We start from the raw sequence: 25,894 nt of genomic DNA, 5'->3' as shown, positions 1-25,894 counted from the left end.
TCCGACCGGGCGGGGCCTGTTCGTATGTCGGGGGCGGTCGCGGGTGCGGGGGCAGGGGCGATGGCGGGGGCCGTTGCACGGATTGCTCCGGACGGCGCACTGGTTCAGCCCTGCGGGTGACGGCGGTTTTCCACAGGGCGGGTTTTTCCACAGGGTGCGGATATCCGCGGGCGGGGGTCGGCGGGCGGTCGCAGGATGACTGCGACGACCCCGGCCGGGGTCGCCGTTCCTGAGGAAGGGACTGCCCTCGTGACCGCCTTCGTGCTTCCCCCGTTGCCTGCCGCGCTGGTGCCGCCGCGCCGCGAAGTGCCCGATTTTCCGCCGATTCGGGGCACCGCGCGGGGCCGCCACCGCTTGCGGCAGGCCGTGCGCCGGCGTCCGGGCCTGCTGGCGGCGCTCTGCCTGGCGGTGGCCGCCGCGTTCACCTCGGGCCCGCTGGGGCCCGCCCCGCCGCCCGGTCCGGGGCCTGCCGGGTGCCCCCGGGCGTCAACCGAAGGGCTGGGGGTTCACCCGTGACCTTTGCGTACTGCCGCCGTTCGACGCGGCATGAAAGGCTTCAAGGAATTCCTGCTCCGCGGCAACGTCGTGGACCTGGCCGTCGCCGTCGTCATCGGCGCGGCGATCACCAACGTCGTCAATGCGTTCGTCAAGGGCGTCATCAACCCGCTGCTCGGGCTGATCGGCACCAAGGACCTGAACAGCTACGCGTCCTGTCTCCGGGGGCCGTGCTCGATGGACGCGAGCGGCAACGTGACCTCCGGCATCTTCATCCTCTGGGGCTCGGTGATCAGCGCGGTGATCAGCTTCATCATCATCGCGGCCGTCGTGTACTTCCTGATCGTCCTGCCGATGAACCACTTCCTGGCGAAGCGCAGGACGGTCGAGGAAGAGGCGCTGGAGGCCGAGGTGAAGGAGGTCCAGCTGCTCACCGAGATCCGGGACGCGCTGGTCAGCCGCTGAGGGCTGCGCCGCTACTTCTCGCCGTGGTGCGGGGGCCGCTGGTCGAGGTACCAGTCCAGCCCTCGCCTGCCCGACGCCTCTCCCCAGCCGCGGTCGGTGTCGTCGCCGGCCTGCTGCTCGAACGGGTCCTTGAAGACCAGTCGCGGCGCGGGCCTGCTCTTGTCCTGCTCAGTCTTGTCCTGCTCGGTCATCCGTCCACTGTAGGACTGCCGGGCACCCCCGCGGGGGCGCCCGGCAGCCGGGGGCCGGTCTCAGGCGGCTTCGAAGCCCGCGTGGTCGGCGATCTTCTTCAGTTCGGCGAGCGCGTGCTTCTCGATCTGCCGGATCCGCTCGCGCGTCAGGCCGTGCTGCTTGCCGACCTCGGTCAGCGTCCGCTCGCGGCCGTCCTCCATGCCGTAGCGGCTGCGGATGATGGACGCGGTGCGGTCGTCGAGGCGGCCGATCAGGCCGTCCAGCTCCTCGCGGCGGAGCATGACCAGCACGGCGTCCTCCGGGGAGACCGCGCCGGTGTCCTCCACCAGGTCGCCGAACTGGGTCTCGCCCTCGTCGTCGACCGCCATGTTGAGGCTGACCGGGTCGCGGGCCCAGTCCAGGACGTCCTTGATCCGCTGCTCGGTGGTGTCCAGCTCGGCGGCGATCTCGGAGGGCTCGGCCTCGCGGCCCAGCTCCTTGGACTTCTCGCGCTGCACCCGGCGGATCCGGCCGAGCTCCTCGACCAGGTGGACGGGCAGCCGAATGGTGCGGGACTGGTCGGCGATCGAGCGGGTGATCGCCTGCCGGATCCACCACGTCGCGTAGGTGGAGAACTTGAAGCCCTTCGAATAGTCGAACTTCTCCACCGCGCGGACCAGGCCGGCGTTGCCCTCCTGGATGAGGTCGAGCAGCGGGAGACCGCTGCGCGGGTAGCGGCGGGCGACGGCGACGACCAGGCGCAGGTTGGAGCGGATGAAGACGTCCTTGGCGCGCTCGGCGTCGTCGGCTATCGCCCGGAGCTCCTCCGTGCTGACGCCGTCGAGCTGCTCCTCTTCCTCCAGCAGGTGCTGGGCGAAGACCCCGGCCTCGATGCGCAGGGACAGCTCGACCTCCTCGGCGGCGTCGAGCAGGGGCGTCCTGGCGATCTCGTCGAGGTACATGCCGACCAGGTCGCGGTCGGCTTCGAGGTTGGTCGGTCGGGCGGCGCGCGTCCGATCGGCCCTGTCGCGTACGACGGCACGGGTGGCCATGCTTGCTCCTCACTGACGAGGCCGGGGGCGCTCCGTTCCGCCGCCTGGCACAACCGTGTGGGCCTGTTCCCGGCTCACACGTAACGATCCAACGCACAGAAATCGGACAACATTCCCAAGTGGCTCAGTTTTTCGGGAGGCATGCAGTATCCTGCCGATTTTCATCCGACCGATACACGCAGCGTGATGCGTCTCGCACACCGTGCGTCCACCCGCCGCCACCGAACCGGTGCGGAGCCTTCGCGACACATCCGCACAACCGATGCCGAATCGCTATCGCCGGACCACCGGTCGGACCCTGCCACGGGGAAGGTCTCTGTCATGCACCAGCCCACTGATGGCTCTCCGGCGGCCGAACGACCCCCGGGCGGCGACCGCGGCGACCACCGCTCTCCGGTTCAACGCCGGACACTGCTCCGTTGTGCCGGGATCGGCCTGGCGAGCCTGCTGCTGTTCACGGCGCTGCTGGTCCTGGTGAAAGCCGACTGGTCGCCACTGGCCCGGCTCGACCACGGCTGGGTGGCGGCACTGCACCGGTACGCGGTGCGGCACTCGGTGTGGACGGCGGCCATGCAGACCATGGCCGACCTGGGCGCGCCGTGGACGATGCGCGCCCTGCTCGGCGCCGCCGCGCTGTGGCTGTGGTGCGTGCGCGCCCGGGTGCTGGCGGGCTGGGCGGTCTCGGTGGGCCTGCTCGGCTGGGCGGCCAGCGGCGGCGGCCGGGCGCTGATCGGGCGGCCCCGGCCGCACTTCGCCGACCCGGTCGCGATCGGCTCCGGCGCGGGCTTCCCGTCCGGGCACGCGATCGCCTCGGCGGTGACCTGCGGGGCACTGCTGGTGCTGCTCTGGCCGCGCGCCGACCGGGCGGTGCGCGCGGTCGCGGGCACCGGCGCGGCGCTCACCGTCCTCGGCGTCGGCTGGACCAGGCTCGCGCTGGGCGTGCACTACCCGAGCGACGTGCTGGCCGGCTGGGCGGCCGCCGCCGCGGTACTGGCCGGGGTGACGCTGGCCGTGGAACTCTGGCTGCCGGGCCGGTTCGGTCGGGACGTCCGGCGGCTGCACTGGCGGCTGCGCTCCCGGGTGCAGCGGGTGCTGGCCCCGCCGCTGCCGCTGGAGCCGGACCATGAACCGGGCCGTTCCTGACGCCGTTCCTGACGCCGTTCCTGACGCCGCTCCTGACGGTTCGTGAGCAACGTCACACTCCGCATCCGCCACGTTCGAGGGAGGGAACGGACGTGGGCGACATTCCGCGTGATTCCGGGCGGAAACGGGGCTGGGCGGCCGATCCGCCACCGCCGCCGTCACCTGCCGCGACGGGCCGGGCCGGCCCCTGTCCGACACCCGACTCCCCATAGGGTGCCGAGTTACGGCAGACTTCTGCGGCTGGATGCACCCTGCAACCGGCAGGCGGAGCCCGGCCGGACCGGAGCTCCCGCACATTCCCACGCAACGCCGCACGGGCACCGATCGACGGGGGGTCCGATGACCACGCACACCGCGGACGGCCCGACCGACCCGTACGACCCGTACGCCCAGCAGAACAGCCAGTACCCGCAGCAGGGTGGTCCGTACGCTCCGCAGGGTGGCCAGTACCCGCAGCAGGGCGGCCAGTACGCCCAGCAGCAGGGTGGTCAGTACCCGCAGCAGGGCGTCCCGCAACACCCTCAGCAAGGTGGCCAGCACCCCCAGCAGCGTGGGCCGTACATTCCGCAGGATCCGCCGACCATGCAGTTCAGCCGGATCCCCGACCAGTTCGGCCAGTACGACCAGCTCGGCTACCCGCCGCCCCCGCCGCAGGCCCCGGCACCGGTGCCGCCGCCGCGGGCGGGCGAGGGGCAGAAGCCCCAGGCCGAGAAGCCCGCCGCGTCCACCGGCCGCAACGGCCTGATCATGGCGCTGGGCTCGCTGGCGTCCCGGGCGCTGGGCTTCGTGCGCAGCGCGGTGATCGTGGCGGCGCTGGCCACCGGCCCGGCCGGCGAGGCGTTCAACGTGGCGAACTCGCTGCCGAACATCGTCTACATGATGCTGATCGGCGGTGTGCTGGCCTCGGTGTTCGTGCCGGAGCTGGTGCACGCGATGCAGACCCACAAGGACGGCGGCCAGGCGTACACGGACCGGCTGCTCACCCTGTGCGGGACGATCCTGGTGGTGCTGACGCTCGCCGCGTGGCTGTTCGCCCCGCAGATCGTCGACCTGTACTCGGAGTTCGACGGGGTGCAGCGCGAGCTGGCGATCACCTTCGCGCGCTACTGCCTGCCACAGATCTTCTTCTACGGCGTGTTCACCCTGCTCGGGCAGGTGCTGAACGCCCGTGACCGGTTCGGCGCGATGATGTGGACGCCGGTGCTGAACAACATCGTGGCGATCGGCGTGTTCGGCGGCTACCTGGCGATGGGGCACCACGCGTGGAAGGCCGAGGAGGTGAGCAGCGGCGACGCGCTGCTGCTGGGAGTCGGCTCGACCCTGGGCATCGTGGTGCAGGCCGCCGCGCTGCTGCCCTCGCTGCGCTCGGCCCGTTTCACCTACCGGCCGCGCTTCGACTGGCGCGGCGCGGGCCTCACCCGGCCGCTGCGAGCGGCGGGGTGGGCGCTGGCCCTGGTGGTGGCCACCCAGCTGTCCTTCGCGGTGGTCACCAGCCTGGGCACCGCCGCGGGCAAGGCGGCGGATCTGGCGCACATTGCCGGCGGCCGCGGCTTCACCGCCTACAACAGTGCCTACGCGCTGTTCGTGGTCCCGCAGGGCGTGATCACCGTGTCGCTGGTGACCGCTCTGCTGCCGAGCATGGCGCGGGCCGCGACGGCCGGCGACTACCGCAAGATCGGCGAGGACCTGTCGGGGGTGCTGCGCTCCTCGGCCGCGATGGTGGTCACCGCCGCCGTGCTGTTCTTCGCGCTGGCCCCGCAGATCGCGATGGCCGCGTACGGCTACGGTTCCGGCGACAAGGTGCACGACAACGCGATGGTGATCGCCTCGCTGCTGATGGCCTTCGCGATCGGCATGCCCGCGTTCTGTGCCCAGTACGGCCTGGCCCGCGGCTTCTACGCGATGGGCGACGCCAAGACTCCGTTCTGGCTGACCCTGGTGTCCACCGGTACCAACGCCGCGCTGTGCTGGGTGGCGTACCAGGTGCTGCCGGTGCAGGACAAGGTGATCGGCATGGCGGTGGCGCACACCGCGGCCGCCACCCTGTCGGTGGTGGTGACCGGTGTCGCGCTGGGCCGCCGCCTGGCGAAGGGCGCTCCCCCGGCTCCGGCCCCGAAGGCCGAGGCGGGGGCGGTGGACTCGACGATGGTGCTGCGCACCGACGCCTTCGCGCCGGGTGCCAACGCCACCGTGGACCTGGGGACGCGGCGCGGCGCGCGGCGCGGCAGCGGGTTGGAGGGCTTCCGGCTGGTGACCCTGCACCTGGGCCTGATCCTGGCGTGCCTGCCGGGCGCGCTGGCCGCGCACTGGCTGGCCGGGCAGTTCGGCGAGGGGCTGTTCGGCAGCCTGGCAGGCCTGGCGGCGGGTTCGCTGGCGGTGCTGCTGTCGCTGTTCGTGCTGGCCCGTCCGCTGGGCGTGGGGGCGTCGGTGGCCCCGTTCGCCCGCAAGCTGCGGATCCCGTACCCGACCCCGGCCCCGGCCGCCGGGGGCAAGCACCGCCGCTGACCCGCCGCCGGAGCCCGGCGGTGTCCGGCGGTGTCCGGTGCGTGCTCGCGGTGTGCCGGGTGGAAGGCCTCGACCGGGGACACCTCCCGGCTCGAAGGCAGGCCCTGGCCGGGGGGCAAGCATCGCCGCTGACCCTCCGCCGCCGGCACGTCAGGCGGGGGCGTCCTCGGCGGCGGCCAGCCAGCCGAGGGCGGCGACCTGGATGCCGGCCTGGAAGCGGCTGCGGGCGTCCATCCGGACCATCAGGTCGGCCATCATCCGGCGGACGGTGCGCAGCGAGACGCCGAGGCGTTGGCCGGCGCGTTCGTCGGTGAGTCCTTCGGCGAGCAGGCGCAGCAGTTCGCGTTCCTGGCCGGTGAGGCCGTGCGGGTCGCGCCGGTCGGGTTCTCCGAGCGGGCGGGCGTGGTCCCAGACCTGGTCGAACAGGGCGCGCAGGGCGGCGACCACGCCGGGGCTCTGCAGCAGGACGGCGCCCTTGCGGGGGTCCTCGGGGTCGATCGGGACGATGGCGGTGGCGTTGTCGACGACGATCATGCGCAGCGGCAGCGTGGGCGCGGTGCGGACGGCGCCGCCGAGGCCGTGCAGCCAGCGGGCGTACTGGACGGTGGCGGGGTCGTTGCGGACGCTGTCCTGGTAGACGGTGCGCATCCGGACGCCGCGTTCCAGGGTCTCCTGGTCGAGGGTGCGGCTGGCCTCCATGACCTGGGCGGGCTGCGGGCCGCCGGGGGCGAAGGAGAGCACTTCGGCGGTGGCGTCGGAGGCGAGCTGGATCAGCCGGTCGCGGACCTGGTCGAGGCTGACGAGCATTTCGATGCCGCGTTGTTCGCCGGGCGCGTGCAGGCTGGCGTACTCGGCGATCAGGCCGGCCATGGCGGCGCGGCTGCGTTCCATCTCGCGCTGGCGGCGGGCGGCCTCGGCCTCCTGGTGGGCGAGCAGGGCGGCGAGTCCGCGTTCGGGGTTGACGGCGCGCCAGCGGGTGCCGCAGCTGGTGGGGCGGGTGAGGGCGAGGTCGGCGAGGCGGTCGAGGGCGTCGCAGACGTCGGTCTCGGTGCAGCCGAGGTGGGCGGCGAGGCCGCCGGTGTCGAGGTCGGGGTGCAGCAGCATCGCCCGGTAGACGGTTTCGCCGAAGGCGTCGAGTCCGATCGGGCCGCCGGCGGTCAACGGGCGGTCTTCCGGGTGTCCTGTCCGGTGGCGGTGCGGATCGCTCTGTTCATTTCGGCCTCCAAAGCGCCGTTTTCGGCGCGCTGCCCCCGGGTTGGCGTTCCTGATCGGGCGTCAGGTTAGCGCCGCCCTGGTCAGTTATAGAACTGACTTGCGGAGATTCTGTCGGACAGGTGGCCGAACAGTGAAGGGTGCCGGGCAACTGTCATTTTCGTGCCATGCGGATATCTGTCACCCGTGACGCGGTCCGGCGGGGGCCCGGGTTTGTCACGCTGGGGAGGTGTACGCGATCCGTCTGGAGCTGATCCCGCCGCGGCCCGTCCAGGGCGGGCCGGCGTTGGAGGCCGGTGCCGGTCCGGTGCGGCTGGCCCTGACCCGGCTGCCGCTGGACGGGGCCCGGGTCTGTCATGCCCGGGTGCTGGCCGGGCCGGACGGGCTGGCCGCGGTGTGTTTCCTGACGGCCTCTTCACTGTTGGCGGCGGAGCGGGCGCTGCGTTCGGGCGCGGGTGCGCTGGCGGAGCCGGGCGGGCCGTTGGCGGGCTGGTCGGTGGTGCGCTGCGAGGCCGATCCGTGGATCGCGCTCGGCCTGGGGCTGGCCCGGGCGAGGAGTTGACGGCCGCCCGGACCGGCCCTGGGGGTGGTGGCCGTTCGGTGTCACGGCACTCTGGTGCCAGCTCCGGGTGCTGACGCGGGGGTGCCCTGGGGGCCACTCTTGGTGATGTCGGCAGGACGGCGGTGCGAGACCGCGGGAGCAGCCCCCGGTGGGGGCCGCGGATCGCACCAGTACCTGACTGCCGTTCACACCACAGGCCCCGGCGGCAGCCCGGGGATCGGTTGAATGCGAGAGGATCGGGCACTCCCATGACGCTGAACATCCGTTTTGTCACGATTGCCGCTCTGGGTGCGATGCTGGTGGGCGGCATCGCCACCGCCGCCGAGTTGACGGGCCCGACCCGGCCGGGCGCGGTGGTCACGGCGGACGGCGCCGTCGTGGGCGGGCCGCAGCCGCCGGCGGACGCCGGCGCGCAGGCGATCGTGGTCGGGCCGACCCCGGCGCCCACCCCGTCGCCGTCGGGCAGCCCGACCTCGACCGAGCCCCCGCACTCGGACACCTGGGGCTGGGGCTGACCGGGCCGGGCGACAGAGCCGGGGAAGTGTCCGGATGACCACCGCACTGGAACGCCCGCTGGTGCAGCGGGCCCTGCCCCCGCAGTTCCCGCTCGCCGCGACAGCGGCGGCGGCGAGCCCGACCCGGGTGCTGCTGGCCGACCGGCACCACCTGTTCCGTTCGGGGCTGGGGGCGTTGCTGGACCGGGAGGAGGACCTCGCGGTGGTCGCCGAGGCGGTCGGCGGCGAGGAGGCCGCGGCGGCGGCGCCCGGGGTGCGCCCGGCGGTCGCGGTGCTGGGCGTCGATGCGGAGCAGCCCGACCCGACGGCGGCGGCGCGGCGGCTGCAGCACGCCGTACCGGGTGCCGCGGTGCTGCTGCTGGTGCCGGCGCTGCCGCGGACGGCGCACGACCGGCGGGCGCTGGTGGAGGGCGCGGCCGGGGTGCTGTTGAAGGACGTGCAGGCGCCGGCGTTGATCGCGGCGGTGCGCGAACTGGCCCGCGGCGGCCGGGTGTACGACCCGCGGCTGGTGCTGGAGGTGGTGCGCGGGGGCCAGTCGGGGCCGCTCAGCCGCCGGGAGCTCGCGGTGCTGGGCGAGATCGCCGAGGGCAGCACGGTGCAGGAGGCCGCGGCGGCGCTGTCGCTGTCGCCGGGGACGGTGCGCAACTACGTGTCGGCGGCGATCGCCAAGACCGGTGCGCGCAACCGGTGCGACGCGATCCGGATCGCCCGCGAGTGCGGCTGGCTGTAGGCGCCGCCGAGAAGAGAACACGCAGACCCGCCGACGACCCGTCAGATTCCCGCTGACGGGTCGCAGGCGTGCGCGCGTACGGACGGGGCCTCGGAAAGGCCCGCCTCAGAAGGTCTCGCCGAGTCCCTCCCCGGCGCGGGCGGCGTCGACCACGTCGGCGAAGCCGTGCGCGGTGCGCGGCACGTCGGCGGGGCGGCTGCCGATCAGGAACTCGCCGACGGAGGATTCGGCGGTCCAGTCGAGGCCGAGGGCGCGGGCGGCGGCGTCGGTGTCGCCGGAGCCGAGTCCGCAGGGGGCCAGGCCCATGGCGGTGGCCACCAGGTAGAGGGTCTGGTAGAGCACGCCGACGTGCTTGAGGGTCAGCGCGTAGGCGATCTGGCTGTACTTCCAGGAGAGTCGGCCGAACCGGCTGGTGACGGTGAGCAGCACCTGCGGGTCGACGGTGCAGGCGGTGGCCCGCCAGGCCGCGGTGACGAGTTCGCTGAACGCCGTCTCCTCGCCGGGGTGTTGGAACGGCCGGGGGCGCAGCCGGTGGGCGGCGGCGTCGTACCGGTAGACGCCGGGTTCGAGGCCGACGCACTTGACCACCGAGAGGTAGATCTCCAGTTCGCCGGTGGCGCCGCCGGCGGGGTAGGGGCGTTCGACGCCGTCGTAGCCGTGCGGGTCGGCGGGGTCGCCGGGGATGACGCGGCGGACCCGGGCCACCCGGTAGAGCAGTTCGGCGAGTTGGTCGAGGGTGACGGGGGTCTCGGCGTAGGAGCGGACCGAGCGGCGGCCTTCCAGGACTTCGCTGAGGGCGGGGTCGCGGGCGACCACGGTGTCCCAGTCGGGAACGGGCAGGTCGATGCCTTCGGACTCCTCGCGGGCGCCGGGGCCGGAGACGGCGGGCAGTTGCGGGACGTCCTGGTGGGCGAAGACGCCGCCGGTCGGGTAGTCGTGCCGGCCGGGGCGGCTGCGGGAGTGGAACAGCAGGTCGTGGAAGTCCCACAGCGGGGCTTCGGCGCCCTGGCCGGCGTCCAGGAAGCCGCCTCCGGCGAGCAGTCCGGCCAGCGCCTCGCCCTCGGCGGCGGACATGCCGGCCAGCAGGGCGGCGTCCTCGGCGGTGCGGGAGGCGCTGAGGGCGGCGACGAAGGCCCCGGCGGCGGCCCGGTGGAGGACCAGCCGGAACGGCGCCATCGGGGATTCGAGGACGCAGGACTCGCCGTGGCCGTCCGGCAGCCGGCGCAGGTAGGCGAACCGGGAGAGCACCAACTGGCCGGTGGGGCGGGCGAATCCGGGCAGGGCGGCGGCGCGGGCGATCGGCACGGCGGTGGCCAGCGGGTCGCCGAGCGGGTCGGTGACGGTGGTGGTGACCAGGTACGGGAAGCGTTCGAGGAGCTTGAGCAGCCGGACCTGGTCGAGGGCGAGTTCGTCCAGGTCGGCGTCGGTGCGGGTGAGTTCGGCGAGTGCGGCGACGGTGCGCTCGCCGAGGGCGTGGACGCGCTGGCGGCCCCACGGGTGGGCGAGTTCGACGTCGGCGCCCTGGGCGGTGACGTCGACCTCGGGGCGCAGGCGGAGCAGCCGGCGGAGCGGTCGGTGGCCTCCGGTGGTGGCGACGGGTGGCAGGTGTTCGATGACGGTCATGGGTACCTCCCCGGGTGGGCGGGGCAGCCGGGCCCGGCTGCCCCGCACGTCGGTCAGATGAAGATCGGGATCGGGTTGAGCGCGCTCTCCGGGGTCGGGGTGTCCAGCCAGCCGAGCCGGACGGGGACGTCGTAGAGCCGGCCCGGCGCGAAGCGGGCCCAGAAGTGCCGCATGCCGGGGACGATCACCCGGGCGACGGGCAGGCCGACGTCGGGGCGGGTCTGGTCGGCCACCAGGAACTCCATGCCGTGGTCCTCGACGATCCGCTGGACGAGCGCCAGGTCGTCGGCGAGGTCGGCGCCGGCCAGCGGCAGCCAGGAGGCGGGGGTGGAGCGCGGGGCGTTCGGGTCGGGCAGCAGGTAGGGCTGGTTGGCGACGGTGGCGGTGGTCCACCAGGCCTTCTGCTCGGGGTCGGCGCCCGCGTAGGTGACCCGCCCGTGCTCGTCGCCGGCGACGGGGCCGAGGAACTGGTTCATCTCGGTGAGCGCCCGGGTGAGCGCGATGTGCGGGTCGAGGTGCGCGCCGAACGCGATCAGCACGTCCTCGTTGGTGCCGGAGCCGGGCTTCGCGTCGAGCCGGCGGGAGAACGCGCCGACCACCGGGATGCCGAAGTCGGCGGTCAGGTCGAGCGCCCAGATCTCCCGGCGCAGGCCGCGGTAGACCTCGCGCAGCTGGTCGATGTACGGGTCGCCGAAGGCGTCGAGGTCGATGCCGGGGCGCTGCACGCGGTTGTACCACCAGAGCGCGACGGCGTCGCGTTCGACGAGTTCGAGGAAGCCCTGCAGGACGGCGTCCTCGAAGGAGGTGCCGGCGGCGCAGCCGTTGGAGTCGCCGGCGGCGTAGAAGCGGCCGCGGTGCCGGTAGCCGTAGTACATGGCCTGGGTGGGCAGCCAGCGGTGGCGCTGTTCGGTCAGCGACCAGGCCGGGGACCACTCGATCGGGTCGTCGGTGCGGAACGGCACGGGGACGACGTTGAACATCGACTGCTTGACGTTCCAGCGGTCGCGTTCGGCGTACTGCTTCGCGGAGTACAGCAGGGTGCGTTCGGGGTGGACGGCGGCGTCGCCGAGTTCGGCGAAGGTGGCGAGTCGGCGGGCCTCGTCGCCCTGGAAGACGCCGGAGAAGCGTTCCATGGCCTCGCCGAGCGCGGAGGCCCGGGCCTGGACGTCGGTGCGGCCCTTGCCGCAGCTGACCGAGCGCAGGCCGGTGCGCAGCTGCTTGAGGTCGCCGCTCTGCCGGGACAGGTTCTGCCCGGAGACGTAGACCCGCAGGCCGGTGGGGGTGCGGGCGGCGGGGACGAGGGTGGTGACGACGCCGGTGATCGGGCTGAGCTGGGGGCGGTACTTCTCCAGCATGTCCTCGGGCGAGGCGGAGCGGTGGCCGCCGTCGGCGGTGAACGCCTTGGGGCGGGGCTCGAAGCGGACGGGTTCCAGCTGGCGGCGGGTCATCATCGCGTCGTCGCCGCAGGAGGCGCACTGCGGGCGGCGGACCAGGACGTGCTTCTCGCTCTCCAGCAGCACGGTGTCCAGGGTGGTGACGGCGGGCTGCGGCGGGCGGGCGCCGGCCAGCCACTTGGCGGTCTCCAGGGCGGCGAGCTGGGTGCCGAGGGCGAGGGTGGCGGGCAGGTGGGCGCCGGCGGTGGAGATCGGCTCGTCCTGGCCGAGGCGGTGCTGCAGGTAGCTGAGCGACTGCCGGTTGGCGGACAGCCGGTGCGCCAGGCACTCCCAGCAGCCGGTGCCGTCCACGCCGGGGACGTCGGGGGTGAACACCGGGCCGACCCAGACGATGGAGCCGACCGGGCGGGCCAGCAGCCAGGGGCGGCCGTCGGCGAGGGCCTGCCGGTTGCGGTCGGCGAGGCCGGGGTGCAGGTAGTCCTCGGTGAGGGCGACGGTGAACGCGGCGTCCTGGTCGACGGTCACTCCGGCGGCGGTGAGCGCGGCCAGGAACGGGGCGGTGTCCAGTTCGCCGTGGACCTCGATGCGGACTCGCGCGCCGCGCAGGGCGGCCATCGCGGCGTCGCCGTCCTGCCCGGCCATCTCGAAGAAGGCCGCGCCGGGCCGGTCGGTGGTCGGGTCGGCGGCGGCGACCCAGCCGCCGGCCCGCAGCTTGTCGACGCCCGCGTCGACCTTGTCGGCGGGGACGACGCCGTCGAGGGCGGCACCGATCTGTTCAGCCGTACGGGTGCCGTCCAGCAGCGGGGCGAGGGCCTGGGCGAGCCGGCCGTCGACCACCGAGACGCCGCGCTCGGAGACCAGGTAGACGGCCTCGCCGTCGACCACGTACGGGGTGAAGTGGCGTTTGAAGCCGATGAGTTCGGACATGGCGGGGTACTCCTCGAAGCGGCGCGCGGTCAGCGCAGGGTGGCGAGCGGGGCGGCGGACGTGTCGTGCAGGCGCAGCAGCAGCAGGCCGACGGCGACGGTGCCGTCCAGCGCGCCGAGGTTGACGGCGTCGTGCGCGGCCCGGTCGGGGAACCAGGTGCCGTGCAGGCGGTGCCGGGTGAGCAGTTCGCGGACCATCAGCGCGGCGGCCTCGCGTCCGTCGTAGAACGGGCCGGGCAGCAGGGCCTCGGTGTTCTCGGGGGCCTCCGGCAGGGTGTGGACGAGTCCGGCCTCGGCGGCGGTGAGCGCCTCGGTGGCGGCGGACAGCAGGGCCCGGCCGGTGAGCGCGGCCAGTTCGGGGCCGGTGACGGGCGGGGCGAGTGCGCCCAGGTCGGCGCCGTCGACGGCGTCCGCGCCGAGCGAGACGGCGGTGTCCAGGCAGGCGAGGCGGCCCGCCCGGGTGGCGGTGGCGAAGCGGTGGGCGCGCAGCCGGTCCCGGACGGCCTCGGGGTCGGCGAGCAGCGCGGGGGCCTCGGCGACGGTGCGGGCGAGGGCGGCGGCGATCGAGTCGGCGCCGCCGAGGACGAGCTGCCGGAAGTCGAACGGGGTGTGTTCCTCGCCGAGCCGGTCGAGCGCGCCGGCGGCCAGGGTGCGGATCGCCCGGTCGGTGTCGGCGTGGCCGGCGCCGGCGGCGCGGCGCAGCCGGAGCAGGTTGAGCAGCAGGCCCGCGGTGCCGAGCGGCACGTCGCCGTGCGGGACCTTCGCGCGGCGGCCGGGCCGGTCGGAGGCGGATTCGGCGACCGAGAGCGCGCCGGGGACCAGGGCCCGGGCGGCGGCCAGGAAGTCGGGTTCGCCGAGCAGCAGGCCGCCGCGGGCCAGGCCGTGGATGATCGCGCCGGGGCCGGCGAAGCCGCCGGGGACGGGTGCGCCGGAGGCCAGCCGGGAGTCGCCGGCGAAGGAGAACGCCCGCGGCTCGTTCGGGTCGATCAGCGCGGCGGCCTCGGACAGCAGGCCGTGCGCGGCCCGGTGGAAGCGGGGTTCGCCGGTGGCGGACCAGAGTTCGGCGAGCAGCACGGCGATGCCGAGGGTGCCGGACACCAGGTCGGGGCCGAGCGCCTCGACCTGCCGCAGTCCGGTGCCGGGGTACCAGCTCTGGCCGAGCCAGCCGGTGGGCCGCCGGTCGGCGAGGATCCGGTCGCCGAGCGCGGTGGCGGCCGTCAGCAGCTCGCCGGGGGTGGGCGGTTCGGCGGCGCGTGCCCGACGCGGCACGGGCGGGCGGACGGCCGGGTCCGGGACGGGCTGTCCGGGGGCCTGCTCGGTGCCGGCCCGGGCGGCGTCGACGCAGCCGGACAGCACGGCGACGTGCGCGTCCAGGTCGAAGCCGTCGAGTTCGGCGACCCGCTGCTGGAGGCGCTTCCAGCCGGTGGACTGGAAGTGTCCGGGGATCTCCCGGCCGTCGGCGGTGAACACCGAGGAGGAGGTGGTCAGCGAGCGGAAGAACGGGATGTCGAAGGTGCGGAACGAGTCGAGCTCGGCGAGCACCACCTCCAGCAGGTCGCTGCGGGCGGCGTCCCCGGCGCGGGCGACGACGGCGCCGCGCAGCGCGCCGGCGATGACCGTCTCGCGGGTGGCGCCGTCGTCCAGCGCGAGCGGGCTGGTGGAGGCCCGCAGGATCTTGTAGCCGTCCCAGGTGTGCCGCCAGATGTAGCGCACCCAGACGCCCCGGAAGCCGCTCAACGGCCCTTCGGGGTCGGCGAGTTCGCCGCGCAGGCGGTGCAGGGCGGCGTGCATCTCGCGGTAGCCGTCGACGACCTCCTCGGTGTACTGCCAGGGGTCGGCGGGCTGCCCGTCGTGCACCGGGCGGTACGGGGGCAGCGGCAGGGCGGGCACGCCGGGGGCGGTCTCCAGGCTGCCGACCCGGGACAGGCAGCCGATGTCGAGGGCGTCGGTGCGGCCGGCGGGCGTCCAGGCCTGGAAGGCCATCGCGGTGCGCACCACGGTGGTCTCCAGCTCGTCCAGCAGGCCGTGCTGGGCGGCGGTCAGCACCGGCGGGGCCTGCACCCGCGGGTACAGCAGGCACTCCAGGTCGATCAGCACCGGGTGCTCGCCGTCGGCGAGCAGGTTGTCCGCCCACAGGTCGCGGCCCTCCAGCAGCTGGACCAGGCGGATCGTCATGCCGAGGCGGCGGTAGAACCGGGCGAAGCCGGCCCGGTCGGCGCAGGGGCGGGACGGGACGAGTTCCTCCCAGCCGTAGTCGCCGGAGCAGTCGGCGCTCAGCGAGGCGGCGTGGCCGTCGTCGCCGCGGTCGGAGCGGACCACCACGGTGCGCAGCGGAAGGTCCAGCGTCAGTTCGGAGTTGAGGCGTTCGACCAGGCCGAGGAAGGCGGTGGCGTGCCGCATGTCCTTGGGCTTGTAGACCACGCCCACGCCGTGTTCGAAGTGCAGCAGTGCCACCGAGCGGCCCTGGGCGTGCCGGTCGCCGGCGTCGCCGCGCACGGCGGCGAGGGCGCCCGGGTCGGCGCCGTGCCACATCCGCCGGACGAGTTCCGTGCGGTCGGCGGCGAGCCGGGCGAACATCTCGGTGTACATCTCCTGCCACTGCCGGCAGACGGTGCCGACCAGGTAGGCCAGGGCGGGCAGCCGCTCCAGGCGGGCCAGCCAGCCGGCGACGGAGGCGTCCGGGCCGCCTTCGGCGTTCCACTCGGTGGCCCGCGGGCGGCCGGTGACGAGCTGGAACTCGTGGCAGAAGGTCAGGTTGCAGGCCTCGGTGAGCCGGCCGGTCAGGGTCTTCGCCAGGTCGGCGCGGGCGGCGTCGGCGACCGGGACGCCGAGAATCCCGCCGGGCCCGGTGGGCAGCAGGGCGTCGGCGGCGGCCGCGAACCCGGCGGTCAACGCGCCCGGCGCGGTGGCGGGTTCGGTCTGCTGGGCGCGGAGGAAGGCGGCCAGGGCGTGCGCCCAGGAGGGCAGCCGGCCCGGGTCGGCGAGGCGGACCCGGCGCAGGCCCTCGCCGAGCGGGCGGCCGGTCTCGGCGAGGTGTTCGAGCAGCACGCCGGCGGAGCGCTGGTCGCCGGCGGCGCGGCTCAGCCAGGTCTCGACGGCGGCGGCGCGGCTGCGCCGGTCCTCGGCCGGGTCGGGGGCGAACAGCGCCTGCCCGTCGTCGCGGGCGGCGGCGCGTTCCTCGAAGCTCGCGGCGGCGGCGACGACCGCCCGCAGGCGCTCGTCGGCGCCGGGGACTTCGGGCAGCAGCGCGGCGGGCGGGGCGTCGGGGCCCGGACTTCCGGCGGTGCGGAGCCAGGTCTGCATTTCGAGCGACATCTCACATCTCCTGGAAACGGGCGAGGCGGGTGAACAGCGGGTCGGTGCCGAGCAGTTCGCGGTAGGTGCCCTCGGCGGACACCCGGCCCCCGTCCAGCACGAAGATCCGGTCGGCGGTGCGGATGGTGCTCAGTCGGTGGGCGATCACCAGGCGGGTGCGGTCCAGGCCGGCGACGGCCTCGGCGACCCGCTGCTGGGTGGCGTTGTCGAGTGCGGAGGTGGCTTCGTCGAGCAGCAGCACGGCGGGGTCGCGGACCAGGGCGCGGGCCAGCAGCAGGCGCTGCACCTGGCCGCCGGAGAAGCCCTGCGCGTCCTCGCCGACGCGGGTCCCCAGACCCATCGGCAGGGCGCGCAACTCGTCGGCGATTCCGGCGAGTTCGGCGGCGTGCCAGATCCGGCCCTGGTCGACGTCGGGGTCGGCGCCGGCCAGGTTCTCCAGCAGCGAGCCGCGCAGCATCCGGCCGTGCTGGAGCACCGAGCCGACCTGCCGCCGCACCAACCTGGCGTCCAGCGTGGCGAGTTCGCGGCCGTCGTAGCGGACCGCCCCGGACTCGGGCCGCTCGAACCCGAGCAGCAGCCGGATCAGGGTGGACTTGCCCGCCCCGGACGGGCCGACCACGGCGACGAACTCGCCGGGTTCGGCGCGCAGCGACACCGCGTCCAGCGCGGGCAGGGCGCTGCCCGGGTAGCGGAACGTGACGCCGTCCAGGGCGAGTCGGCCCTTCAGCCGGCCCGGGTCGGCGAGCTGCCCGGAGCGGTCGGCCCCGCCGCCGGCGCCCGCGGTCGGTTCGGCGAGGATCGGCCGCAGCCGCTCCAGCACCGGGGCGACGCCGTACGCGCTCGCCGCCGCGTGGGTGACCTGGCCGAGCGCCAGCGCGACCTGGCCGGCCGCGACGCCCGCCGCCATCAGGTGCCCGGCCGCGGCGGCCGGGCCGAACGTCGCGCCCGCCAACAGCACGGCCAGCAGCAGCGGCTGGAGCGCGGTGGTCAGCGCCCCGGCGACCGCGTCGGAGCGCATCGCGGCGGCGTCGGCGCGCTTCTGCCCGGCGAACGGGGTCACCCAGCGGGCGAACGCCTGGATCTCCCGGCCGGCGGTCTGGATCTTGTCGATGCCCAGCAGCAGCCCGTACAGCACCCCCTGGAGCTGTCCGTGCGCCTCGAACACCTGTGACTCGAACTCCTGGCGGCGACGGCCGAGCAGCAGCAGCACGGCCGTCACCGCCAGCACGGCGAGCAGCAGCAGCCCGCCGAGCCGCCAGTCCACCAGCAGCAGCACCGTCAGACCGGTGACGGCGAACACCGCGCCCAGCACGGCGCCCACCAGCACCTCCGAAAGGGCCTGTCGGGCCTGCGCCACCGCGTTCGCCCGGTGCACCAGATCACCCGTGGTGAAGTCGCGGAAGAACCGCGCGTCCTGGGCCAGCAGCCGGTCCCAGACAGCGGGTTCGAGCGCGTGCTGCACCCGGCTGGTGAGCCGGACGGCCGCGGCGTTGCGGACCAGCGTGAGCAGCCAGGACGCCACCACCGCGGAGCCCAGCAGCACGGCCAGCCAGCGCACCGGGTGCTTGTCGGCCAGCAGCAGGCCGGGCAGCAGCACTCCGGTGGACAGCGGGACGAGCAGACCGAGCAGCGCCGAGACCAGCCCCGCCACGCTCAGCACCGCGAGGTCCCGGCGGGCACCGGGAACGGCGAGGGCGAAACGCAGCAGGACTCCCGGGGTCGGGCGCCCCGGTGGCAACGGCGGGTACAGCAGCAGCGCCTGGCGGCTCAACTCCGAGCGGGATGCCCCCCGTTCGGAGGCCGGGTCGTGACGGCGGTGCCGTCCGGCCCGGGGAATCAGGGCGATCGGTCGGCCGTCCTCGGCGGCGAACGCCACCATCGGGCCGGCCGTGCCGGTCTCGTCCCCGTCGGCGAGGGTGACGGGACGCCAGCGGACCCCGGCCCGGCGCAGCAGCGCCGTGACCGGATCGGCGGCGTCCCGCACCGCGGCGGGGATCTCCTCGGGAACGGCCACTCCCAGGGCCCGCAGCACCTCCCGCGCCTGGTCCGCGCGGTGGCGCGGCGCAAACGACGAGGTCTCGCCGCGGCGCGGGAGGGCATGCGGACGGGTGGTGGCGGCGGTTCCCAGTTCGGCCAACGCGTCCGCGAGTGCGGTCCGGTTGGCAGCCGCGGTGGCGTCGGCCCGGGTCGCCGGGTCGCGCTCCTCGTCCGCCGCGGCAGTCTCTGTCCCGCCATGGCGGGCGGCGGTCATCGTGCTCATGCCTGCGCCTCCGTTCGGGCGGGTCGGTTCTCGGTGGTCGTGTCGGTCCGGGCGGTCCGGGCGGCCTGGGCGGTCTCGGTCCCGCGTGCGGCTTCACGCAGCAACTCCCGGTACGGGCCGTCCTGTTCGGCGAGCTCGGCGGGCGGTCCCTGCTGGACGATGCGGCCGGCCGCGATCACCACGACCCGGTCCGCGGCCTGGATGGTGCTCAGCCGGTGGGCCAGCACCAGGCAGCTGACGCCGCGTCGCCGGAGGTGCTCGTTGACGGCGGCCTCGGTGTGCGCGTCCAGTGCGCTGGTCGCCTCGTCGAGCACGATCAGCGCCGGGTCGAGGGCCAACGCCCTGGCCAGTTCCAGGCGTTGGCGTTCGCCGCCGGACCAGTTGCGGGCGTCCTCGTCGATCTGCGCGTCCAACCCGCCGCGCCGGCGCACCAGTTCGGCGGCCTCGGCGTCGGCGAGGGCGCGTTGCAGGGCGTCCTCGGCGGTGGCCGGGTCCCAGAGCGTCAGGTTGTCCCGGACGGTGCCCTCGAAGAGCCTCAACTGCTGCTCCACGTAGGCGACCTGGCCGGTGACGACGCCCCGGTGCCAGGAGTCGCGGGGGCGCCCGTCGAGCAGCACCTCGCCCTTCCAGGGGCGCAGCACGCCCGCCGCCAGCCGGGCCAGCGTCGACTTGCCGCTGCCGGAGCCGCCGACCACGGCGACCCACTCGCCGGGGGCGATCCGCAGCGAGATGCCGGACAGCGCGGGCGGCCGGTTCGGGTCGTAGCCGAACTCCAGGTCGCGCAGCTCCAGTTCGCCGCGCAGCCGGACCGGCTCGGCCGGGCTGTCGAGCACCGGCGCGAGGTACGGGTCGACCTCGCTGCTCGCGACGTCCTCAAGCAGCGCGTTCTGCGCCCGGGCGACGGTGAACTCGGCTCCGGTGCCGACCAGTTGGGAGACCGGCAGGAGGAACCCGTTGAGCAGCAGCAGGAACGCCAGCAGGGTGCCGAAGGAGAGCGAGCCGGCCAGCAGCAGCACCGTTCCGGCGACCACCGCGACGGCGGCGGCGGCCGAGTTGAGCGCGCCGGGCAGCGAGAGCGGCACCAGTACGGCTTCGGCGACCCGCTGACCGGTGTGCGCGGCACGGGCCTGCCAGCCCGCCCAGGAACGGAACAGCGCGTCCTCCGCGCCCTCCGCCTTCACCGTCTCGATCGCCGACACGCCGGCGAACGCCACCCCGTCGCGCTTGTGGCCCTCCGCGTGCAGCCGGTGCATCAGGCCGCCGCGCCGCCGGTCGGCGGAGCGCAGCGCGAGGGTGTCGAGCACCGCGACCGCGATCGGGATCGCGGCGAGCTTCGGGGCCAGCCAGAGCAGCGCGACCAGGTGCACGGCGGCGGCGGCCAGCGAGGACGCGGCGCCGGCGACCCGATAGGACAGCAGGTTCGCCAGGCCGTCGTTGAGCTGCACCCGGGTGACCAGTCCGCCCAGCTGCCGGCGGTGGAAGAACGCTCCCGGCAGCCGCAGCATCCGCCACAGGAACGCCGCCGAGGAACGGGCGGCCATCGCCTCCAGCACCCGGTTGACCATCGCGGAGCGCAGCCAGTTCCCGGCCAGCACCAGCCCGGCCACGGACAGGCCCGCCACCGTCAGCGGCACCGCCCAGCCGGCCCGGCCGCCGTTCACCACGGCCGCCAGGTACGTGCGCAGCAGGAACGCGCCCGCCACGCCCGGCACCGTCATCAGCATGCCGACCAGCACGGCGACCAGCAGCGGCCACGCGTACGGCCTCATCCGGGCGGCCAGCGCCCGCAGCAGCGGAAAGCGGACGCCGCCGCGCTCGAAGTCCGGGCCCGGCTCGAAGCCGACGGCGATGCCCGCGAAGGACTCCCAGAACTCCGCCGGCGTCGCCGAGTACGAGCCCAGCGACGGGTCGTTGACGTACACCCGGCCCCGCTTGACGCCCTCGAACACCGCGAAGTGCGGGCCGGTCACCAGCACCATCGACGGCACCGGCACCTCGCCGAGCCCCTGCAGCCGGTCCTCCCCGCGCACCACCCGACGCCCCCGGGCCACCAGCCCGTACCGCCCGGCAGCCCGCGCGACCGCCGCCGCACTCACCCCGTCCCGCGACACCCCGCACGCCCGCGACGCCTCGTGCAACGTCACCCGCCGCCCGAACGCCCCCAACACCACGGCAAGGCACGCGGCCCCGCAGTCCTGCTCCTCCATCTGCGGAACGACAGGCGTCCGGAGGTACGAACGGCGCTTGCGCCCGGCCGCGTTGGCGGACTTGGACGACTTGGACGACGCCGGCCCGGAGCCGCTGCCACCGGAGGTGCCGCCTCCTGCCCGGCCGCCGCGCGAAGCGGAGCCGGAAGACCCGGCACCCTCCCCACCGCACGCCGCACGAGCATCCGGGGCGGAGGCGTCGGCCTGCCCGACCCGACCGCTGCGCGGCGCAGACTCGGCGGAGCCGGGCGACGCAGCAGCCGCCCCGCCGCGCACCGCACCGGCGCGGTGGGCGGAGGCGTCGGCCTGCCCAGCCTCACCGCTGCGCGGGGCAGACTCGACAGCACCGGAGGCCGCAGCGCGTCCGGGCGCCTCCGCCCGACCGACGGCCTTGCTGGGCAGCGCACTTGAGCGCTCAGCCGCCCGGCCTTCGCGACCCGCCCGCGGGGCGGGGCCCTCGGACCGGCCGCTGCGCGAAGCAAGCCCGGCGGAGCTGGACGACGCGACACCCTTCCCACCGCGCGCCGCACCGGCGTCGTGGGCGGAGGCATCGGCCTGCCCGGCCCGACCGCTGCGCGGCGCAGCCTCGGCGGAGCCGGAGACCGCAGCGCGCTCGGCGACCTCGGCAGCCTCCGGCCGACCGCCGCGGCCCACGCGTGGCGCAGACGTCGCGGAGCCGGGAGAGGCAACACCCCCCGACACCCGCTCCCGGCGTCCACCGGCCTTGCCGTGCACGGCGGTTGAGCGCTTGCCCTGCCGGCCGCCGCGTGGCGTCGTGTCGCGGTCGGTCGTGGTCGGTGGTGGCTCTGCGGCTTTGAGGCGGGTGGGCTTCATCGCTTGGGCTCCTTGCCGAGGACGGCCTGGTACGGGTGGCGGCTGCCGAGGTCGACGCGGACGTCGAGGGCCAGGGGGCCGGTGAGGCGGGTGTCCTGGGGCAGGTGGGCGTAGGCGAGCCAGACGGGGGCGGGGCCGGTGGGCAGGCCGGGGACGGCGACGGGGAGGGTGCCGTCGAGGGTGTCGGCGCGGACGGGCATCGGGTCGATGCGGTCGATGACGGCGTGCACCGCTCCCCCGCCGGGCACGGGCACCAGCACCTGCTGGCCGGGAGCGAGCTTCGCGGCGTCCTTCGGGTCAGTGAGCAGCAGCCGGACGGTGGCCGGCGCGTCGGCCGGGTCGAGGGCCAGCACCGGTGTGCCGGGGGCGAGTTGAGCGCCGGGGGCGGCGAGCAGCGCGCTGACGGTGCCGGTGGCGGGGGCGGTCAGTTCGGTGGTCGTCCCGTCGGGCCCGGTCACCTGCGCCAGCAGCTGGCCGGCGGTGACGGGCTGTCCGGGCCGGACGGAGAACGCGAGCAGGCTGCCGGTGTGCGTGGCGGCGACCCGGACGGGCGCGGTGCCGTGCGCGGCGACGGCGTGCACCGTCAGGGTGTTCGGCAGGGTGCCCCACACCGCCCAGCCGGTGCCCGCGCCGACGGCCAGCAGCAGGGCGACGCCGGCCAGCCAGAGGCGTGCGCCGATCAGCCGCACCGGCTGGTCGAGGCCGGGCTCCAGCACGGCGGCGGCCCGCGCGGCGGCGACAGCGGCGACGGCGGCGGTCTGCGGGGCGGTGTCCGCGTCCGGGCGTTCGGTCACGGTGGTCATGCGGCCACCCCCACCAGGTGGTCCCGCAGCGGGCAGACGACGGGCAGTTCGCGGATGCCGCCGAACGCGAACTGTTCGTGGCGGCGGGCGGTCGCGTCGGTCAGCGTGGTGCTCAACTGCCGTACGGCGTCCGCCTCGGCGAGGCCGCGCAGGACGGCGGCGCCGGCGATCAGCGAGAGCGGGGCGCCGAGGCAGTGGTGCGGGCCGTGGCCGAAGGCGAGGTGCTGGCGTTCGGGGCGGTCGGGGTCGAAGCGGTCGGGGTCGGCGTAGCGTCGCGGGTCGCGGTTGGCGGCGGCGTACAGCAGCATGGCGACGCTGCCGGCGGGGATCACGGTCCCGCCGAGGGCGATTTCGCGGGTGAGCGCCCGCGCGCTGGCCCGGACGGGGCTGCCGAGGCGCTGGGCCTCGTCGAAGACGTCGGCGGCGAGCGCGGGTTCGGTGCGGATGCGGGCGGCCAGGCCGGGGGTGCGGATCAACTCCCAGGCGGCGACGGCGAGTCCGGAGGTGAGCGTCTCCAGGCCGTTGGCGAGGAGCATCACCACGAAGGCGAGCAGTTCCTCGGTGTCGAGCCGGCCGTCGTCGCGGGCGGCGGTCAGCCGGGAGATCAGGTCGTCGCCGGGCGCGGCGGCCCGGGCAGCGCACAACTCCTCGACGTAGGCCTGGAATTCGGCGAACTCGGCGTCGAGCGCGGCGGCCTCGGGGCCGTCCCCGAAGGGGTCGAGGAGGGAGCGGGCGACGAGCGAGGCCCAGCCGGTGATCCGGTCGTGCTCGGAGTCGGGGACGTCCAGGACGGCGCAGGAGACGGCGACCGGCAGCGGTACGGCGAGGTCGGCGACCAGGTCGAAGGAGCCGGAGGCGATCAGCGGGGCGAGCAGGCGGGCGGCGGTGGTCTCGATCCGCTCGTGCATCTGCTCCAGCCGGCGGTGGCTGAACGCGGCGGTGGCGAGCCGCTTGAGCCGGGTGTGGTCGGCGCCGTCGCGCATCGGCAGCATCCGGTTGACGACCTTGAGCAGGGCGGTGTTGCCGGCCCGGGGCAGTCCGACGGTGGTCGGGTCCACGTGCGTGCCGGGGTTCATCAGGACGGCGAGGATCTCCTGGTGTCCGGAGACCACGTACAGCGGGCCGAGGTCCAGGACGGGCGCCTCGGCCAGCAGCCTGCGGTAGAGCGCGGGTGGGTCCTGCTGCGCGGTGGGCTGCTGGATGAACCGCGTCAGCTCGTGCCGGAGGCTGTCCATGCCCGGCTCTCCTTCAATCCGACGGTGGGGCAACGGCGTTGGGGCCGGGTAGGGGTGCGGGGGTGGGCCGCCGGAGCGGACCACCCCCGCACAGTCCCGAATTACTCGGCGGCGGCGTTCGAGATGGAGCTGAAGCTCGACACCGGGCAGGCGGCGGAGAGCAGCGAGGAGACGGAGACGCCGCCGTTGACGGTGTCCAGCTCCTCGACCTCGATGTCGAACTGCTCGTCCTTGTTGATCTCGTTCTGCGCCATGGGAATCTCCCTCTGTTTCGCGGCGCCGGCCCGCTTCTCGGGTCGGTCGCCTCGCTTTCACTGTCCCGCCGTTCGCTTTCCCGGTTTTGCTTTTCTCCGGTTCCGCTCTCGGCGATGTCTCAACTATGACCGACTCCCGAAAGCCTGTGCAGTAGGAGATGTCAGATTCGCGGGAGGGGAAATGTCACTGCCCGAGATGACATTTTGCACATACTCTGACCTGCGACGATGCGATACTTGCACATACTCGCGCACACCCGTCACGCTGCATTCATGACACCTCTTTCCGAGAATTCCCCGGCCGTGGAGGTAGTGGATCTGCGGCGCAGTTACGGCGACTACGAGGCGGTGCGCGGCATCTCCTTCTCCATCGCCCGAGGCGAACTCTTCGCCCTGCTCGGCACCAACGGCGCGGGCAAGACCACCACGCTGGAGGTGCTGGAGGGCTACCACCCGCCGACCTCCGGCTCCGTCCGGGTGTTCGGCCTGGACCCGTTCACGGCGGGCGCGCGGGTACGCCGGCGGACCGGCACGATGCTCCAGGAGGGCGGGTTCTTCAAGGAGTTGACGGTCAAGGAGACGGTCGACTGCTGGCGGACCTTCACCAGCGGGGCCCGGCCCACCGCCGAGGTGCTGGCCCGGGTGGCGCTGGAGCCGAAGGCCGGCACCCGGGTCGGCCAGCTGTCCGGCGGTGAGCGCCGCCGACTGGACCTGGCGCTGGCGGTGCTCAACGACCCGGAGCTGCTGTTCCTGGACGAGCCGACCACCGGCATGGACCCGGAGGCCCGCCGCACCACCTGGCGGCTGGTCGAGGAGCTGCGGGCGGGCGGCACCACGGTGGTGCTGACCACCCACTACCTGGAGGAGGCCCAGCAGTTGGCCGACCGGGTGGCCATCATGGACGGCGGCGTGATCGCCGCCGAGGGCACCGTCGACGAGGTGCTGTCCGGCCGCGGCGACCTGATCACGCTGCCACTGCCGGCCGGCCGCCCGCTCGACGCCCTCCCGGAACTGCTCGGCGCCGCACCGTCCTTGGCGGACGGCCGGGCGGTGTACCGGGTGCCGCGGTCGGCGCCCGCGCTGGCCGCGCTGCACGCCTGGTCGGCCGCGCAGGGCGTCGAGCTCGACGGCCTGGAGGTCCGCTCCAGCTCCCTGGAGGACGTCTTCCTGGACCTCGCCGCCGCCCACCGTCGGCCCGCCGCTCACCGCCAGGCCACCGCGCCCAGCTTCGCCGAACCCACCTCCACCCACCCCGCCGTCCACCGCCGCGCCGTCCCCGAGGGAGCGTCCCGATGAGCTGGTTCATGTACGCCAAGGGCCAGTTCGGCCTGTCCTGGAAGGTGTTCTGGCGCAACCGCCGGTCCACCTTCATCGGGTTCCTGCTGCCGGTGCTGCTCAACCTGGTGGTCGCCGCGCCGCTGCGCGACAAGCAGATCGGCGGGGTGAACGCCGCCGGCTACGTGGCGGTCGGACTGCTCGGGCTGGCGCTGGTGACCTCGTTCGTCAACCTGCTGGGCAGTGTGGTGGCGCGCCGCGAGGAGCTGGTGCTGAAGCGGCTGCGCGGCACCGAGTGCCCGCCGAGCGCGGTCTTCGCCGGGCAGTTGGGCGCGGGCGGGGTGGTGGTGCTGCTCCAGGCGCTGGTGCTGGGCGGCGTCGCGGTGGGCTGGTTCGGCGCGCCGCTGCCCGCCGATCCCGTGCTGCTGCTGCTCACCCTGCTCGGCGGCTACCTGCTGTTCTCGGTGCTGGCCGTGGCGCTGTCGGGGCTGACCCCGACCACCGAGACCGCGCCGCTGGTGGCCACGCCCGTGCTGGTGCTGTGCATGTTCGGCGCGGGCGTGTTCACCCCGGTCTCCGCGCTGCCGGACTGGCTGCACGGCCCGGCGGGCGCGCTGCCGCTGTCGCCGGTGATCCGCGGGCTGCGCACCGCCTGGTTCGGCCGCGAGTTCGGCGCGGAGAGCTGGGCCGGCGGCCCGCTGCGCGAACTCGACCTGCTGCACGGCTGGACGTCCGCCGCCCCGTCGCTGCTGCTGGTGGCCGCCTGGCTGGCCGCCGCGTTCGTCCTCTCCCGCCGCCTGCTGCGCTGGGAGCCGCGCCGCGGCTGACGCCCCTCCGACCGGCCCGCCCCTCCCCGAAGTCCCCGCCCCCGCACGGGACTTCCGGGCGCGGCGGGCCGTCGGCGCTCCACCGGTCGGC

The 25,894-nt window shown here is 74.7% G+C and carries 19 protein-coding genes; 8 read left to right on the top strand and 11 right to left on the bottom strand.

Annotated elements, in window-relative coordinates:
- Window positions 1-546 precede the first annotated feature (546 nt).
- Entirely contained in the window at window positions 547-960 is a 414-nt protein-coding gene (gene mscL / locus ACFV4P_RS04470; RefSeq protein WP_380467309.1) for a large conductance mechanosensitive channel protein MscL, read from the top strand.
- Between the two features lie 11 nt (window positions 961-971).
- On the opposite strand, the gene ACFV4P_RS04465 is transcribed toward mscL, so the two are convergent.
- On the bottom strand, window positions 972-1,151 hold the full coding sequence (locus ACFV4P_RS04465; RefSeq protein ID WP_380467308.1) for a hypothetical protein: 180 nt from the start codon (window positions 1,149-1,151) through the stop codon (window positions 972-974).
- 60 nt (window positions 1,152-1,211) lie between these two features.
- Entirely contained in the window at window positions 1,212-2,183 is a 972-nt protein-coding gene (locus ACFV4P_RS04460; RefSeq protein ID WP_380467306.1) for a sigma-70 family RNA polymerase sigma factor, read from the bottom strand.
- Between the two features lie 321 nt (window positions 2,184-2,504).
- Here ACFV4P_RS04460 and ACFV4P_RS04455 point away from each other — a divergent pair, with 321 nt between their 5' ends.
- Together ACFV4P_RS04455 and murJ are read left to right on the top strand one after the other, a co-directional pair.
- Window positions 2,505-3,326: a phosphatase PAP2 family protein gene (locus ACFV4P_RS04455; RefSeq protein WP_380467304.1), complete on the top strand. Its 822-nt coding sequence runs from the start codon at window positions 2,505-2,507 to the stop codon at window positions 3,324-3,326.
- A gap of 339 nt (window positions 3,327-3,665) precedes the next feature.
- Complete coding sequence (gene murJ / locus ACFV4P_RS04450; protein ID WP_380467302.1) at window positions 3,666-5,831, top strand: murein biosynthesis integral membrane protein MurJ; 2,166 nt, start codon at window positions 3,666-3,668, stop codon at window positions 5,829-5,831.
- A 150-nt stretch (window positions 5,832-5,981) separates the two neighbouring features.
- Here murJ and ACFV4P_RS04445 read toward each other — a convergent pair whose 3' ends face one another.
- Complete coding sequence (locus ACFV4P_RS04445) at window positions 5,982-6,992, bottom strand: LuxR C-terminal-related transcriptional regulator (protein WP_380467300.1); 1,011 nt, start codon at window positions 6,990-6,992, stop codon at window positions 5,982-5,984.
- A 280-nt stretch (window positions 6,993-7,272) separates the two neighbouring features.
- Here ACFV4P_RS04445 and ACFV4P_RS04440 point away from each other — a divergent pair, with 280 nt between their 5' ends.
- The 3 genes from ACFV4P_RS04440 (at window position 7,273) to ACFV4P_RS04430 (ending at window position 8,850) form a co-directional block, all read left to right on the top strand.
- Window positions 7,273-7,605 carry a hypothetical protein gene (locus tag ACFV4P_RS04440; RefSeq protein WP_380467298.1) on the top strand — a complete coding sequence of 111 codons (333 nt, stop codon included), beginning with the start codon at window positions 7,273-7,275 and terminating at the stop codon, window positions 7,603-7,605.
- A 248-nt stretch (window positions 7,606-7,853) separates the two neighbouring features.
- On the top strand, window positions 7,854-8,120 hold the full coding sequence (locus ACFV4P_RS04435; protein WP_380467296.1) for a hypothetical protein: 267 nt from the start codon (window positions 7,854-7,856) through the stop codon (window positions 8,118-8,120).
- A 34-nt stretch (window positions 8,121-8,154) separates the two neighbouring features.
- Window positions 8,155-8,850 (top strand): response regulator transcription factor, encoded by a 696-nt coding sequence (locus tag ACFV4P_RS04430; RefSeq protein WP_380467294.1) that lies wholly within the window; start codon window positions 8,155-8,157, stop codon window positions 8,848-8,850.
- Window positions 8,851-8,955: 105 nt separating this feature from the next.
- Here ACFV4P_RS04430 and ACFV4P_RS04425 read toward each other — a convergent pair whose 3' ends face one another.
- The 8 genes from ACFV4P_RS04425 to ACFV4P_RS04390 all read right to left on the bottom strand — a co-directional run bounded on the left by ACFV4P_RS04425 (window position 8,956) and on the right by ACFV4P_RS04390 (window position 23,701).
- Entirely contained in the window at window positions 8,956-10,473 is a 1,518-nt protein-coding gene (locus ACFV4P_RS04425; RefSeq protein ID WP_380467292.1) for a SagB family peptide dehydrogenase, read from the bottom strand.
- Window positions 10,474-10,526: 53 nt separating this feature from the next.
- Window positions 10,527-12,794: a TOMM precursor leader peptide-binding protein gene (locus tag ACFV4P_RS04420; protein WP_380467290.1), complete on the bottom strand. Its 2,268-nt coding sequence runs from the start codon at window positions 12,792-12,794 to the stop codon at window positions 10,527-10,529.
- A 29-nt stretch (window positions 12,795-12,823) separates the two neighbouring features.
- The gene (locus tag ACFV4P_RS04415; protein WP_380467288.1) at window positions 12,824-16,108 is read right to left on the bottom strand and encodes a DUF4135 domain-containing protein; all 3,285 of its coding nucleotides are present in this window, start codon (window positions 16,106-16,108) and stop codon (window positions 12,824-12,826) included.
- A gap of 1 nt (window position 16,109) precedes the next feature.
- The gene (locus ACFV4P_RS04410) at window positions 16,110-18,368 is read right to left on the bottom strand and encodes an ATP-binding cassette domain-containing protein (RefSeq protein WP_380467286.1); all 2,259 of its coding nucleotides are present in this window, start codon (window positions 18,366-18,368) and stop codon (window positions 16,110-16,112) included.
- Window positions 18,365-21,409, bottom strand: coding sequence for an ATP-binding cassette domain-containing protein (locus ACFV4P_RS04405; protein WP_380467284.1), 3,045 nt, complete (start codon window positions 21,407-21,409; stop codon window positions 18,365-18,367). The genes ACFV4P_RS04410 and ACFV4P_RS04405 overlap by 4 nt, the downstream gene beginning before the upstream one ends.
- The gene (locus ACFV4P_RS04400) at window positions 21,406-22,212 is read right to left on the bottom strand and encodes an HlyD family efflux transporter periplasmic adaptor subunit (protein WP_380467282.1); all 807 of its coding nucleotides are present in this window, start codon (window positions 22,210-22,212) and stop codon (window positions 21,406-21,408) included. Before ACFV4P_RS04400 ends, ACFV4P_RS04405 begins: the two co-directional genes overlap by 4 nt.
- Window positions 22,209-23,447, bottom strand: a complete 1,239-nt coding sequence (locus ACFV4P_RS04395; protein WP_380467280.1) for a cytochrome P450 — start codon at window positions 23,445-23,447, stop codon at window positions 22,209-22,211. Before ACFV4P_RS04395 ends, ACFV4P_RS04400 begins: the two co-directional genes overlap by 4 nt.
- Window positions 23,448-23,548: 101 nt before the next feature.
- Complete coding sequence (locus tag ACFV4P_RS04390) at window positions 23,549-23,701, bottom strand: hypothetical protein (protein WP_158071904.1); 153 nt, start codon at window positions 23,699-23,701, stop codon at window positions 23,549-23,551.
- A gap of 273 nt (window positions 23,702-23,974) precedes the next feature.
- On the opposite strand from ACFV4P_RS04390, the gene ACFV4P_RS04385 reads away from it, so the two are divergent.
- Window positions 23,975-24,997: an ABC transporter ATP-binding protein gene (locus ACFV4P_RS04385; protein ID WP_380467278.1), complete on the top strand. Its 1,023-nt coding sequence runs from the start codon at window positions 23,975-23,977 to the stop codon at window positions 24,995-24,997.
- Window positions 24,994-25,803 carry an ABC transporter permease gene (locus ACFV4P_RS04380; protein ID WP_073811383.1) on the top strand — a complete coding sequence of 270 codons (810 nt, stop codon included), beginning with the start codon at window positions 24,994-24,996 and terminating at the stop codon, window positions 25,801-25,803. Before ACFV4P_RS04385 ends, ACFV4P_RS04380 begins: the two co-directional genes overlap by 4 nt.
- Window positions 25,804-25,894 lie beyond the last annotated feature (91 nt).

It is taken from the genome of Kitasatospora sp. NPDC059795 (assembly GCF_042732175.1).
In the GTDB taxonomy this organism is placed as follows: Bacteria; Actinomycetota; Actinomycetes; order Streptomycetales; family Streptomycetaceae; genus Kitasatospora.
Note: the sequence above shows the minus strand (reverse complement) of the source record. Positions and strands in the feature narration are given on the sequence as shown.

What these genes read in the sequence shown, in the direction of transcription:
- ACFV4P_RS04380 (WP_073811383.1), top strand. Translation starts at nt 24,994, where the DNA reads ATGAGCTGGTTCATGTACGCCAAGGGCCAGTTCGGCCTGTCCTGGAAG.
- ACFV4P_RS04415 (WP_380467288.1), bottom strand. Translation starts at nt 16,108, where the DNA reads ATGTCGCTCGAAATGCAGACCTGGCTCCGCACCGCCGGAAGTCCGGGC.
- ACFV4P_RS04430 (WP_380467294.1), top strand. Translation starts at nt 8,155, where the DNA reads ATGACCACCGCACTGGAACGCCCGCTGGTGCAGCGGGCCCTGCCCCCG.
- ACFV4P_RS04385 (WP_380467278.1), top strand. Translation starts at nt 23,975, where the DNA reads ATGACACCTCTTTCCGAGAATTCCCCGGCCGTGGAGGTAGTGGATCTG.
- ACFV4P_RS04465 (WP_380467308.1), bottom strand. Translation starts at nt 1,151, where the DNA reads ATGACCGAGCAGGACAAGACTGAGCAGGACAAGAGCAGGCCCGCGCCG.
- ACFV4P_RS04420 (WP_380467290.1), bottom strand. Translation starts at nt 12,794, where the DNA reads ATGTCCGAACTCATCGGCTTCAAACGCCACTTCACCCCGTACGTGGTC.
- ACFV4P_RS04395 (WP_380467280.1), bottom strand. Translation starts at nt 23,447, where the DNA reads ATGGACAGCCTCCGGCACGAGCTGACGCGGTTCATCCAGCAGCCCACC.
- ACFV4P_RS04455 (WP_380467304.1), top strand. Translation starts at nt 2,505, where the DNA reads ATGCACCAGCCCACTGATGGCTCTCCGGCGGCCGAACGACCCCCGGGC.
- ACFV4P_RS04410 (WP_380467286.1), bottom strand. Translation starts at nt 18,368, where the DNA reads ATGAGCACGATGACCGCCGCCCGCCATGGCGGGACAGAGACTGCCGCG.
- ACFV4P_RS04435 (WP_380467296.1), top strand. Translation starts at nt 7,854, where the DNA reads ATGACGCTGAACATCCGTTTTGTCACGATTGCCGCTCTGGGTGCGATG.
- mscL (WP_380467309.1), top strand. Translation starts at nt 547, where the DNA reads ATGAAAGGCTTCAAGGAATTCCTGCTCCGCGGCAACGTCGTGGACCTG.
- ACFV4P_RS04390 (WP_158071904.1), bottom strand. Translation starts at nt 23,701, where the DNA reads ATGGCGCAGAACGAGATCAACAAGGACGAGCAGTTCGACATCGAGGTC.
- murJ (WP_380467302.1), top strand. Translation starts at nt 3,666, where the DNA reads ATGACCACGCACACCGCGGACGGCCCGACCGACCCGTACGACCCGTAC.
- ACFV4P_RS04400 (WP_380467282.1), bottom strand. Translation starts at nt 22,212, where the DNA reads ATGACCACCGTGACCGAACGCCCGGACGCGGACACCGCCCCGCAGACC.
- ACFV4P_RS04405 (WP_380467284.1), bottom strand. Translation starts at nt 21,409, where the DNA reads ATGAAGCCCACCCGCCTCAAAGCCGCAGAGCCACCACCGACCACGACC.
- ACFV4P_RS04460 (WP_380467306.1), bottom strand. Translation starts at nt 2,183, where the DNA reads ATGGCCACCCGTGCCGTCGTACGCGACAGGGCCGATCGGACGCGCGCC.
- ACFV4P_RS04425 (WP_380467292.1), bottom strand. Translation starts at nt 10,473, where the DNA reads ATGACCGTCATCGAACACCTGCCACCCGTCGCCACCACCGGAGGCCAC.